Source organism: Paenibacillus sp. TAF43_2, assembly GCF_052113545.1.
Classification (GTDB): Bacteria; Bacillota; Bacilli; order Paenibacillales; family Paenibacillaceae; genus Pristimantibacillus.
Map to the genome: position 1 here is coordinate 1 of NZ_JBFRDK010000159.1, position 14,177 is coordinate 14,177.

A 14,177-nucleotide genomic window follows, 5' to 3' on the forward strand; every position below is an offset into this window, starting at 1 on the left:
GGTTGACGGGGTTGACGGGGTTGACGGGGTTGACGGGGTTGACGGGGTTGACGGGGTTGACGGGGTTGACGGGGTTGACGGGGTTGACGGGGTTAGACCAAGTTTGACAGGTTAAGCTCGCCCACTCAGCTCTAACGGACATAGGTTCCGCTATTATGATAAATATAGCTCAAATACAATTCTATCGGACATCAGATACGCTATTTATGCAAATTGAAGCATAATCATGGCTTTTGAGACCAAATAAGAGACTGTATGTCCGTTAGCTCTTTAAAAACGGGGATTTCATGCAAATAACGGATCTGATGTCCGTTAATTCCCAATCAGCTGAATTATATTCTTTCTGCTCATTGGATTATTAGAATGTTATTTCTATAGTGGTCGGCCAGCGGCCGACCACACCATTCCTGGTTATTTATCATTTTTTAAAAATGTTTTATTCGGCAAATAGTGCATAGCACGTACGAAACGGATCGTTTTGGTCTTAGCGCGCATGACGATGGAATGCGTTTCAGCCCTCTCGTCAGGAAAATACTGAACTCCGCCCAAAAACTCGCCTGGCGTTACGCCGGTTGCTGCAAAATAAACATCTCCCGTCCCTATCATATCCTCCATAGTGAGTACACGATAAGGATCTGCAATACCCATTTGAACACAGCGGTTGTACTCATTGCTATCCGCCGGCATCAGCCTTGCTTGCAGCTCACCGCCTAAACATTTTAGTGCTGCCGCAGCTAAAACACCCTCCGGCGCACCTCCCGAACCAACATACAAATCAATGCCTGCCTCCGGAAATGCTGGGGCCATCGCGCCTGCAACGTCACCATCCGACAAAAATTTTATGCGCACACCCACTCGGCGCAGCACCTTGACGATCGCTTCATGGCGCGTCCTGTCCAAAATCATAACCGTTAAATCCGAAACCTTCTTGTTTAAAGCGTCAGCCGCTTTACGGAGCGTTGCATCCATCGGATCAGTTATCGACAGCTTGCCAACAAGAGCAGGACCGAAAGCGAGCTTCTCCATGTACATATCAGGAGCATGCAAAAGCTGGCCTTTTCCTGCGACTGCAAGCACGGACATTGCATTGTTAAGTCCTTTGGCTACGATTTCCGTACCTTCCAGCGGATCAACCGCTACGTCAACCTCGGGGCCGTTCAAGCTTCCTACTTCCTCCCCAATGTACAACATCGGCGCTTCATCCATTTCCCCTTCGCCTATGACGACAGTACCGCGTATGGACACTGAATCAAACATGGAGCGCATCGCAGATGTTGCTGCTCCATCAGCACTATTCTTATCGCCTCTTCCCATCCAAGGCGCCGATGCGAGCGCAGCCAGTTCCGTTACCCGTACAAGCTCTAATGCTAATTCTCTCTCCATGATCCAGTCTCCCTTTGCTTTCATATGACGGAATAAATAATTAGAACACATGTTGAGGCCATTTCCGTTATTTAATATGTAACATATATTTATTTATGTCGCAATATATATTTACCATTCTTCATTAAAACATCATTAATAAACAAAATTTCGCCTTAAGAGCAACCATCGTATGTCAAAAAGACAAAAGAGCATACTTCACAGGATTCCCTGTAAAAGCACGCTCTCTTTATCACTCTAAATAAAACAGTTATTCATAAACCTCAATCTCAAAAAGTGATGGACCATATGGAGGAAGACCTTTTTCTGTTACTAAAATACGTACATATCTAGCCTCCGCACTGCTTGCAAGGGTGATCGTTTCAACAAAGTCTTCCGTTCTCAATTCTCGGTTCAAGGAATGTACCGTCTTCCAATCTGTGCTTGCTGCCGATAAGTCGCTTCCTGCTGCAGCAACTTGAATATCGATCGCTTTTCCATACGCAGCTTCCCAAGTCAAAATGATTTTATTAATGGAATGAACTTTTTCCAAATCAATACAAAGCCATTCTGCATGATAAGGAGCTGTATTATTGTCACTCCATTTTGCTTCCCATCGTGTACCCTTATCGCCATCTGTTAGCAAATGAGCAGGAAAGACGGCATTAAAGCTTGATGCAACAGCGTGCTTGTTAAGCGCTAAGTTCACTAGCTCTGGATTTGGAGTGGTTCCAGGATCCGGATTGCTTCCGTTTCCTCCTCCTTCGCCGCCGCTTACCCATGTGCCGTACACTTCAAACTCCCACAGGGAATAACCGTAATTGGTGCCCCTAGCAGATCCAACCATTCGAATATGCCTTGCTTCTTGCCCGTTTAATGTAATGTTATCGAGACCGCCATTCCCTGCGGCTTCTGTAAATACATCCGTCCAGTCGCTTTCTCCAGGCGCTGCCGCCGAGGATACTTGCAGCTTATAAGCTTTTCCATATGCTCCCTCCCAGCTCAGAACAGCACTTTCCAGCTTATAGACTGCGCCTAAATCAATAGAAATCCACTGAGGATCCGTTGACTCCGACTCCCATCTCGTATTGCCCGCTCCATCTACAGCATTAGCTGCTGGTTGATTGCCTGACGATGCAGAAGCAGCTTTATGAAGAGCAATGTTTGCGGCAGCCGTCTTCACCTGCTGCTGCACCTCGCTGATGCCGTATCCAGCTGCGGCAATGGTGATGAGATACGTTTTGACACTTGTAAATAAATCTTCATTAAGCTTGATTTCACCTGCCTCAACCGTGTAGCTGCTGCTCTGGACAGCAGCACCGTCAATCGTAAGCTGTGTAATTGCGGCACGCCAAGCAGGGGAGTCTGCAAATGTCAGCTCAATTGTCTGTCCGACTTTGTTTTCAGTCGAATCGGCCACTAATACCGGTGGTGCTGCCACTTCACGAATAGCGACATTATCAATGTAAATCGTATGTTCACCATCAGGCGTAACAAAAGCACCATTTACGACGTTGCCAAGCAAAAACTTAAGAGTCATATCCACGTTGCTATTAGGCCGCAAACTTTTCTTATAAACAGCAGCCGAATCTCCAGTAAGATTAAAATGTACGCTTTCAGTGTTGTTGTATCCACCAAGCTCCACTGCTATCGGACGATTAACCGATGACCATGCGTTAAAGGAAAGCTCATAGGATTTGCCTGCCTCTAGCTTGATTCCGCTTTGGTTAAACTGTGTGGACCAGCCTACAGGAACATTCCATTCTGGGTGCATGCCCCCATGGTAATAGATGTCGATTTGGGCAACACCATCTTTAGGTGTATATTTCGAATCTCCCCCATCACCAAACCAATGCACCCAGTTAGCTGACCCATTCGTCATTCCACCGTTTAGTACAAGGTTTCCATCTGCTGCAAGCATTAATTGATTAACACTTGTATCCGCAAAGCCCGTCGATTTGACATTAATCGTATATAATTGATCGCTTGCAAAAACAGATTGATCAATTATAATGCTGCCAGGCTGAAGCGTATACTTAGCACCAGCAAGTACAGCTCCATTCACTTCAATTGCACTAATCGCCGTTCTCCACGCTTCGTTATCTACAAAACGGATTTCTACCGCGCTCCCTACTAGGTTATCCGTTTTGTCTGGTATTAAGGTTGGCGGGCGCAGCATTGGCGCATCCTTCACCTCAAGCACAACATTATCAAAGAAAATTTCGTGCGGAGCAGCTGCACTTTTTGGAGTTTTGCCAAGTAAAAACTTAAGCGCAACATTATCATCGGCCATCATCTTAAATGTAAATTCAAAATGCTGCATCGAAGGTGTCAGCATCAAAGGTCCCGTATAAAAACGCCTTGTATAACCAGCATTTTCGAGAGCCGCTTCGATGTCCCGTGCTACCGTCGAACTCGCATCAAAAGAGAGCACATACGTCATCCCCTTGGAAAGCTTAAGGTTCGACTGGTTAAACATTACGTTCCAGGCTTCCCCTCCTACGTTTGTTACCGCTATTTTTGCAGCTCCATTCGATTCCGTGAATGCTGCTGTACCTCCTTGCGTAAACGGCTCCCAGCCGCTTAGCCCATTGGAGAAATCTCCATTCTTAAGCGGAAACAAATCGACGCCTGTAAAATCAACATTCAAATTTGTTGTGCGAATAAGCTTAATGTTATCCAACTGAACCCCAGCGTTGCTGCCGCCTAACAAAAACTCAAGCTGCGCTTCCTCGTCTGTTACGTTAGGTGGCATCGTAAATGAGAGCTTATGCGAACTATTCGATGGATCTAGCTGAATCGCATGTGGACCTGAATAAATCGTTGATCCGTCTTTGCTCTTAAGCTGCACGGTAATGGTCCGACTAGTCGAAGCTTCTGCATCAAAGGTCAGCTCATACGAATCCTTTTGCAGCAGATTAATGCCCTGTTGGGTTAGTTTTATAGACGAAGCATTAGTACCACCATCTGAAATATTAACGTTTAACCTGCGCAATACTGGATCTACACTGATGTCAGCAGCAGCCGAATCCGTTGTTTTTGTATTCCAATAGAGCAAACGATCCATCGTCCCTAGATCAAAACCTCCATTATAAATGTGATTGCCGTTATTCAGTGGAGCTTTTGCAGCGCCTGGTTCAATTAACTCATCGATTTCCTCTAAATAAACATTTCCGATCCACACATCATTTACGTTTTGACCTAAATTGAATTCCAACCTTGCAGCAGCATTTGTTTTGTCTGTCATGAGGAAGCGATACTCATAATGACCGACCTGATCCTTCAAGGATGCTTCAAAGTTGTCGGAATAAATTCCCCAGCCGCTGTTCGCATCGCCGCCAAACTTCAAGCTCATGCTGCGCGGCGCTGAAGCCTTTGCATCAAAGCTAATTTTGTAGGCCTGACCTTTAACAAGCGTCACATACTGGACAAGCTGCAAGGAATATGGCACATTACCGCCATTCGAAATGTCTACTTTGGCAAATGGCGACCCGTCTAACTGATCAACCGAAACCTCACCCGCTCCGCCAAATTCAGCTCCATGAAGGAAATTCCAGTAATTCATATCTATTACCGGATTTTCTACTGTGATGTTCTTAACGCCATGAGTATAGGCAGGATCATAAATGAAATTGCCATCTACAGCTGCTTTGCCGTTTTGCGGGAACGTATCCTTTACAAGCATCGGTTCAACAGGCACCTTGTAAGGTCTGCCAGTAAGCTCATAAGCACGCACATAGTCAATCTCCATCTGAGCTGACAACAAGGAAGGATCGGGCTTCAACCCGCCGTCATAATTGCCTCCTACAGCTAGATTGAGAATAATGTAAAACTCCTTATCAAATGGTGCTGGAAAAGCATATTTTTCGGGTTGATCTGCTCCCCAGCTATTCCAATCATTAAGCGTTTGAAACAAATTCCCATCCACATACCAGCGCAGCTCACCTGGTTCCCACTCTAAAGAATAAGTATGGTAACCCGTGATGTCCTCACCTTGCGGAAATTCATACTGCGCACCGGTAATTTTGTTATTTGGAGCATTTTTGCCAAAATGAATAGTACCGTCAACTTCGCCTGGCACCCGTCCTCTAGCTTCCATAATGTCAATTTCACCTGAGGAAGCCCATCCTCCGTATTCACTGTCCTTCGGCATCATCCAAAACGCCGGCCATAAGCCTTGACCCGCAGGGAGCTTAATCCGCGCTTCGAATTTGCCATAAGCTTTGCTGAAGGTTGGACTGGTCCAAAGCCGGCCTGACGTATATTGTTTACCGCCAAAATTCTCTTTTTTGGCTTCGATAATCATTTGGCCATTCTCGATCTTTATATTTTCTTTCTTATAAAATTGCAGCTCGTTATTGCCCCAATCGCCTACGCCATACTCACTGCCGTTGCCAAGCTGATACGCCCACTTGTCAAGATCGACACCGTTTGTATCCAGATTATCTCCTACGCTGTCAAACTCATCATTCCATACGAGACTCCATATATTTTTCTCTTGAATACTTTGGATCACTTGAGCAAGCTCATAACCAGTTGACCTAATCGTGATCGTGTATGATTTAACTGCACTGAATTGGGTCTTATCGATTGTTAACTTTCCTGAGGCAAGCTGATACGCTTCTTTAGGAAGCTTCGATTCATCGACAAATACATCAGTTATCGCATTTCTCCAAGCCTCATTATCATTAAAGGTAATGTCGATATTTTGACCCATTTCATTATCGGATACATCTTTTGAAAGCACGGGAGGAAGCAGCAGCATAATATTATTTGAGCTGCGAGCCTTCTCGCCTGCTGCTTCCTTAGCTCCTTTCAGTTCAAGATGCACATTGTCGATAAATACGTCATGTGCCGTAGAAGGAGCATCAGGCTGCACTCCAAAAAGCAGTTTAAAGGTTGCGTTGTCATCCTTTGCCATAGTGAACTCGTAGCTGTACATTTTAGTAACCGTATCAAGCTGAACCTTTTCATTTAAGAAACGATTATAAGCGCTGTTCTCAACAACTGCTTCAATGGTTCGCGGCGAAGTTGCTCTGGCCAAAAAGGTAACGACATACGTTTTGCCTTTAACTAGCGCCAATGAGCCCTGCTGCAAAACAATATCCCACGCATTCAAGCCAGCATTCGCTATCGCGACTTTCACCGCACCATTGTCATCTGTAACTGCTGCTCTCGAGGGGCCATCATAAATGCCCTGAATATGCGTGCTCCAATCCTGCATTCCTGCATCAAAATATCCATTTTTGATCAAGAAGGCTTTACTTCGAGCATCCTGCTGCTCCACATGTATGTTGTCAACAAATACATCATGCTCGCCTATGACAGCTGCACCGTCCAGTTTACCTAGCAGCAGCTTAAACGTCGGCGTAATGTCGCTCTGAACAAGCAGCTCATAGCTGAACGTTTGTTTCGTCTGCGTTAATTGCACCTTTTTGGACAAATAACGCGTGCTGCCTGCTTCAATAACAATTTCCATTTCACGGTTTTTGGATGAACTTGCATCTAACGTCACCGTGTACGTTTTGCCTTTAAATAGATTAATATTATTTTGCATCAGCATGACGTCCCAAGGATTAACACCTTCGCTCGCAATCGCAATCTTCATCTCTTCATTCTGAGCGTTAAAGTCCGCGCTTGAGCCCCATCCGTCATAACGTCCTTGCACATGCTCGCTCCAACTCACCTTGCCACTCGAGAAGTCGCCATTTTTCACTGGAAATTGATCTGCCAGCGCCAATTCGCCCGTGTTGTTGTTAGTCAATCGAATCATCTTAATATCGTCTAAATAAATGTCAGCTTGATGGCCGCCTAATAAAAATACCAGCTGTCCATTAATATCGTTGAACTGCTCCATCGCAAACTGAAATGTATACTCCTTCATCTCGGAGGTAAGCGAGATCGTCTCTGGAGCGGCATAAGCCGTACCATCTGATTTGTACACACCAATCTGAATGGTGCGTGCAGTAGCTGCTCTAGTATTAAATGTTACCTTATAATCGTTTTCTTTCAGTAGATTGATACCCGACTGCGTAAGCGAGATCGACTTCGGCTCTGTTTCGCCATCAAGATTCGATATTTTAAGTTCTCTAGTGTCAGCATTCACCGATGCTGCAGCGTTGCCTCCAGCCTTATTGAAATTCCAATAAGTCAGACGATCGATTCGACCTAGGTCGAAGCTGCCGTTATACACATGATTGCCGTTCAACGGCTCTTTAGGGTCGTTATCATGAAACGGATCTGGGGAGGCGGTTTCTTCAACCTTCACATTGCCGATCCAGACCGGATTCGTGCTTAGTCCAAGGTTGAATTCGAGTCTAGCCAGCGTATCCGTCTCGGCTCCCATTTGAAATATCATTTCATAAGATTGGATATTATTTGTCAGCTTTACATCCATAATATCGGAGTACGTCGTCCAGCCGCGTGTTTCCCCGCCGCCAAATTTGACTGTCGCATTTCGATTTGCATTCGATTTGGCGTCAAAAGTGAGCTTATACCATCTGCCTTTACCAAGCGTTACATTCTGAATGAGTTGAACCGCATGTATGGCATTCCCGCTGCTCGTAATATCCGCTTTGGCATAATTTACACCATTTAAAGCTTCAACAGAAATCGAGCCGTTGCCTTGGAATGTGCTTACATGCACAAAATTCCAATAATTCGTATCTAAAGCTTGATTCGCCTCAGCAATTGTTGTGAATGGCTTGCTGTAGCTATTATCGTATACAAAATTGCCTGCAATCGGTTCCTTATATTGATCTGGATATGGCTCTGAGTCGACGCTAGGCTCTACAGGCGTCTTATACGGCCTGCCAGTTAGTTCATAGACACGAACATAGTCGACTTCCATTTTCACTGGCAGGAGTGATGGGTCGGGTGTTATCCCACCGTCAAAATTACCGCCAACAGCCAAGTTCAAAATCATGTAAAACGGCTTATCAAACGGAGCAGGAAAAGCATATTTCGTTGGTTGATCTGCTCCCCAGCTATCCCAATTATTAAGCTTCTGGAATAATTGTCCGTCAACATACCAGCGAATTTCACCAGGCTCCCACTCTACACCGTAAGTGTGATAGTCAGTAATATCCGTTTCTTCTCCAAAAATGTAATCTGCACTTTTTGACTTGTTTGCCGGCCAGTTTTTACCGTAATGAATGGCTCCGCCGACTTTGTTCGGTAAGCGGCCGCGCGCTTCCATAATATCGAGTTCTCCAGATGAAGCCCAAACCCCATACTCGCTATCCTTCGGCATCATCCAGAAGGCAGGCCAAATGCCGTTGCCTACCGGCAGCTTCATGCGAGCTTCAAATTTTCCATACGTTTTATTGAAGGTAGGCTCCGTATAGAGTCTGCCTGATGTATATTTCTTGCCGCCAAAACCATCATCGTCAGCGGTGATCGTTAATTTCCCATCCGCTACTTTAATATTTTCGGAGCGATAATACTGTTCTTCATTGTTCCCCCAGCCATCAAGACCATATTGAGAGCCTGTGCCTAACTGATAACCCCATTTGTCGAGGTTAACGCCGTTTGTATCAACGTTGTCGCCACTTCCATCAAATTCATCATTCCATACAAGCTTCCATTCATCCACAGGTGTTGTTGTTGGTGTCGCCGACGGCGCTGTCGTTGGCGAAGATGTCGGTGAGTTTGTCGGTGCTGCTGTTGGAGTTGGTTGCGGAGTCGTTTGACCGCCACCACCGCTTTGACCTGAGCCAGTCAGTTGTCCTGTTTTTACAATTCCGTTCTGAACAGTGACATCACTGCTTTTGCCTAAGCTATTTCCATTTAATGTCGTGCTTGAACCTGTATTAATTATTTGATTTACAGTACCATTTACCTGAATTGTCGTTCCTTCAGCTGTATCCGAAATCGTAAGTATTTGACTGCTTGCTCCAGCATCAATTTGAATATCAGATCCCGTTTCCACGATGAGCTGCTGCACCTGCGAAGAGCCTGTGAGTACGACGCGTACTTTTCCAGCAGGTTTATTCACAATAAGCTTATTCAGCTTCGAATTTATAAAATGAATGCTGTTGATTCCGCCCCCATTGATGTAGACCGTTCCTTTCACATCCACATCCGTTAAAAAGACATCGCCTTCGCCAATTCCCTGCGTTAAGAACAAATCCTTATCGATAACAGTTTTGTTGATCTTTACTCCCGCTGTATTTACGACAGCATTTCCGGCTATTTTCAAATTTTCATAGGTGCCGGCTGCATTAATAATTTCACCAGCAATTCGGTCAAGCAATGTGATGGCCTCTGCACGAGTAATCGGTTTTTTCGGCCGAATGGTTTGATCCGGATAACCCGTTATGTATCCTCCTGCCAGCAGCTGCTCCAACGGTGCTTTTGCATAAGCTTGTACTTGATTATAATCCGTAAAGCTAGATAGCTGATTCCCATCTGCCCTAGCCTGCTTAAACAGTTCGGCTGTTATTTTCGCAGCCTCCTGCCTCGTAAGTGGTGCGTCAGGCTTAAAGCTGCCATCCGGGTAACCGGCAATCACTCCAGCTTCCAACGCAGCAGCAACCTGCTTGCTGTACCATGCGTCAGCGGCTACATCTGTAAAAGTATTCGAGCCTTTAGCTTCAAACTGAAAGATCGCATGGACCAGCTTTGTAAATTCAGCTCTCGTTACTTGACGATCAGGCTGCAAGCTCCCATCCGGATATCCGCTAAGCATCCCCTTAGAAATCCATTTTTCCAGCACTTTCTCGCCCCAATGCGCCGTTCCCTTCCCATCTGTAGCTGTCGCCGCACTGACAGCCGGCAAGCTGCTTGTGAGCATCATGAACACCAATATTATGGAGATAAACCGTTTATTCATGCTTCTCCTACATCCTTTCCGGATTATGAAATAAAATGATAACGCTTACTTGTCTTTTCAAGGAAACAGCCTGCCCCTTACAGCTAAATGATAAACTGCAACGTGACAGACTGTTTTCTCTATCTATTAAACTTTTACATGATGCCTCAGTTGAAAATAACTCCTTATTTTACGCTGTTGTACCAATCGTTAACTTCTTTTGTAATTTGTTCGCCGCCTGATTTTTTCCAGTTTTCAACCATCGTGTCGAACGAATCTACCGGTTGTTGCCCATATACGATTTTGCTGAACGTTTCATTAAGCAGCTTGTTCAGAAGCTCGTTTTTGCTTTGCATCGTTTCCGTCAAAGGACCCATGTAGTAGTTTTTCATACGGATCGAATTTTGGTCCATAACCACTTTCATCGCATCTGTATTCTCTTTTAGACGTGTATTAAACTCTTGTTTCTCGTATGGCGTTACCGGCTCTGCGCCAGCAGCAAGCTTAACATGCGTTTCTGCATAAAGAGTAGGAATACGAGCGCCTTCAAAAGTGAGCGTGTAGTAGAGCGGTGGTGCTGTTTGATCCTTCAAACCAGGGAATAGGTCTGGGTATTTTGCAATATCCGCAGTAATAGAGCCGTCTGGAAGTGTTGCATAATCATAACCTTCTGCGAAGCCCTTCTCGAACTCGCTGCCCGGCTGCGGGTTAGCCATATTATCGAAGAACCAGTTATAGTAGTGCAAAATAGCTTCAGGATTTTTAGCTTTTTTGTTTACGAATACATAACCGTTTGCTGGCGGGTTGCCGCCTGCGGAGCCAATTTTGCCGTCTGGACCAGCAGGAATTGGATACGCTTTATATTTTGCGCCAGGAACGTTGTTCAGAAGATCTGGGAAAGGCCATGCTGGAAGCCAGTTTGGTCCAAAAATAATTCCCGCTTCGCCTTTAGTAAACAATTCCGAGCCTGTTGATTCATCAAGCAATGCTGAATCTTGTGAAATGTAGCCTTTGTCTAACCATTCTTTTAATTTTGTTAATGCATCTTTAGCTGCTGGATTGATCGAACCATGCGCMAAAGATCCATCCGCTGCTTGATTCCATTGACCAGGCATTGTGCCATAAGCGCCAAACACGAAGCCGATATCAGTCATCCAGTTAGCGAAGCCATTTTTGAAGCCCGTTGCAAGGCCAATTGTATCCGCTTTGCTGTCTCCGTCTGGATCATTCTTAACGAATGCTTCCATAACCGTTTCCATTTCTGCAAGCGTTGTTGGAGCTTTAAGGTTAAGCTTTGTCAGCCAATCCTCACGAATCCACATGACATGATCTGCATTGTAGGCATAATCAAGAATAGGCAAGGCCATTTTGTCAGCGCCCCGGCTAATTGGCAGCCAGATGGTTGGATCAAGATCAAGGCCTGCTTTGTAAGTATCATTCGCGTATTTGTCGACCAAATCGCCTACTGGCATAAATTGACCTGAGTCGATCAACATATTAACCGTTTCCATATCTCCGCGGTAAGTGACAACATCCGGCATTTCCTCACCTGATGACAGCATAAGGCGAAGCTTTGTTTTGTATGCATCATTCGTATTCGTTACAACCCAGTTGTATTTAATTTCAATGCCAAGTCTTTCTTTGATAAGACGAGTATGAACATTATCCTCAATGGACTCGCCTTCTTTGAAGATTGAACCATTTTGGTTAAGACCCCATACTGTCGTTAGCGTAATTGGTGTCGTATACTTGCCATCCGCAAAGCCTTCAGTGCTTCCTTCTTCAACCTTGGCTGGTTCGTTGCTCGCTTTGTTTGTTGCTGCCGGACTGTTAGTCCCCTTGTTCGTGTTGTTTCCAGAACAAGCTGCGATTGCGAGCATAAATGATAGTACCAATAAGACCGAAAGCCACTTCTTCATGCCTTTACCCCCGTAAGTTAATTTTTGTTATTATTAACGATATTTGTAATATCGCTTGTTACCAATATACAGCTCGCTTTACAGCTCCGAAAGACCATAATTTTGTTATTGATGCCTTTTTCTTGCACTATTCTTTGACAGCCCCCATGATGATGCCTTTCACGAAATATCGCTGTAAAAAGGGGTATACAAGCAGTATCGGCAATGTACCAATGAAGATTTGCGCGGATTTAACGGTACGCTGCGAGATATGCTTAAGCTCGTTGACATCGGGATTTATTTTATTAAAATCCTGCTGTACAATAATCGTTTGCAAGAAGGTTGCTAATGGATATTTTCTATAATCTGTAATATATAACAATCCATCAAACCATGAATTCCAATGTGTAACCATGGTAAACAATGAAATCGTAGCTAAAGCCGGCATTGAAATGGGTAAAAATATACTCCAAAGCGTTCGGAACTGTCCTGCTCCATCCATGAGCGAAGCTTCCTCCAGCTCCTTCGGTACTGCCCGGAAAAAGTTCATTAGAAGCACCATATTAAATACGTTGATCGCCCCTGGCAGAATAAGCGCCCAAATCGAGTTCATTAAATCCAAGTTGCGAATAAGCATGTACGAAGGAACAATACCACCACTGAATAACATCGTAAAGAGAAAATACCACGTATAGACCGAACGGCTCTTAAATGTCCGTCCATCTTTGGATAATGCATAACCTGCTAGAATCATCAAAGTCATGCCGACGAGCGTGCCGAGTGCCGTACGCTTAAAACCTACAAAAAGAGCATTGTGAAAATTATCGTTATTCAGCGTTTTGGAATAGGCTTCAAAGTTGAAGCCGATCGGCCATAGCTTGACCAGATTCGCGTTGGCTGGCGAGCTGGCGCTTAAGCTTACAGCTAAAATATGAACGAGCGGAATAATACAAGAAATACAAATGATCGCGAGCAAAATATAGTTAAATACTGAAAAAGCTTTATAACCTGTTGTTTTGTGATACATACTTTTTCTCGCCCCTCTCTTTCCTAGAAAATTCGATAACCTGCATATTTGTATGCCATTCGGTAAGAGAAGACGATCATGATCAAACCGATTAGAGATTTAAACAAACCAACAGCTGTTCCAAAGCTGTATTGACCATTCAATATCGCTGTCCGATAGACGAACGTATCGATAATGTCTCCCTTATCGTATACAAGCGAATTGTATAGATTGAAAATTTGATCGAAGCCCCCGTTCAAAATATTGCCGAGGGACAACGTGCCTACGACAACCGCGATTGGAATCATCGACGGAACCGTGATGTGCAGCGTCTGCTTCCAGCGCGTGGCGCCATCCACCTCAGCCGCTTCGTACAATGAAGGATTTACACCCGCCAGTGCCGCAAGAAACACGATGGTGTTAAAACCGAAGTTTTGCCAAATATCGCTTACGATAACGGTAAAACGGAACCAATCCCCGTTGCCAAGCCAAAATACGGAATCTATGCCGAGACTGTTGAGCGTCTGATTCACGATTCCTTTACTGCCCAGCATGTCAGTAAGGATCGCACCTAAAATTACCCATGATATAAAATGCGGCAAGTACACCAAAGTTTGTACCACTCGCTTAAACAGCATTTTTCGAACCTCATTAAGCAGAATCGCGAACGTGAACGGCACGATTAAGCCAAAAACGATCTTTAAGCCCGAAATGATTAACGTGTTCCAAATGACCTGTTTGCTGTCTGGATACTCAAACATAAAGCGGAAGTGCTCCAGTCCAACAAGCTTCGAATGAAACATGCCGTTATAAGGTTTAAAATCCTGAAAGGCCATAATTAGCCCGCTCATTGGTACATAAGCAAATATAAAGGTAACAATAGCCGCCGGAAGCAGCATGAGATGCAAGGGCCAAGTACGGCTAAATAGTTCTCTCGCTCTTTTATCCTTTTGTTGTCTTTGTTTTTTTTCTTGCTGCAGCGGTTTGTTTAGCGCACTTTCCACTGTTCTGCCCCTTTCCAAACAAAATTTGATTTGAGTTTTTTCATCTCTCCTGTATGATTAATTTTACCAGCAGTCTCTCCTGTTCTATAGACCAC

5 protein-coding genes are annotated in these 14,177 nt (G+C 44.7%); all 5 read right to left on the bottom strand.

The window, feature by feature from the left end; translation table 11 throughout:
* Positions 1-411: 411 nt before the first annotated feature.
* Complete coding sequence (gene glpX / locus AB4Z17_RS25660) at positions 412-1,383, bottom strand: class II fructose-bisphosphatase (protein WP_441962924.1); 972 nt, start codon at positions 1,381-1,383, stop codon at positions 412-414.
* 250 nt (positions 1,384-1,633) lie between these two features.
* A complete protein-coding gene (locus tag AB4Z17_RS25665; RefSeq protein WP_441962926.1) occupies positions 1,634-10,195 on the bottom strand; it encodes a carbohydrate binding domain-containing protein in 8,562 nt (2,853 codons plus the stop codon).
* Positions 10,196-10,359: 164 nt separating this feature from the next.
* Positions 10,360-12,093: an extracellular solute-binding protein gene (locus tag AB4Z17_RS25670; RefSeq protein ID WP_441962928.1), complete on the bottom strand. Its 1,734-nt coding sequence runs from the start codon at positions 12,091-12,093 to the stop codon at positions 10,360-10,362.
* 127 nt (positions 12,094-12,220) lie between these two features.
* Positions 12,221-13,099: a carbohydrate ABC transporter permease gene (locus AB4Z17_RS25675; protein ID WP_441962930.1), complete on the bottom strand. Its 879-nt coding sequence runs from the start codon at positions 13,097-13,099 to the stop codon at positions 12,221-12,223.
* Positions 13,100-13,122: 23 nt separating this feature from the next.
* On the bottom strand, positions 13,123-13,977 hold the full coding sequence (locus tag AB4Z17_RS25680) for an ABC transporter permease (protein ID WP_076268055.1): 855 nt from the start codon (positions 13,975-13,977) through the stop codon (positions 13,123-13,125).
* Positions 13,978-14,177: the final 200 nt, after the last annotated feature.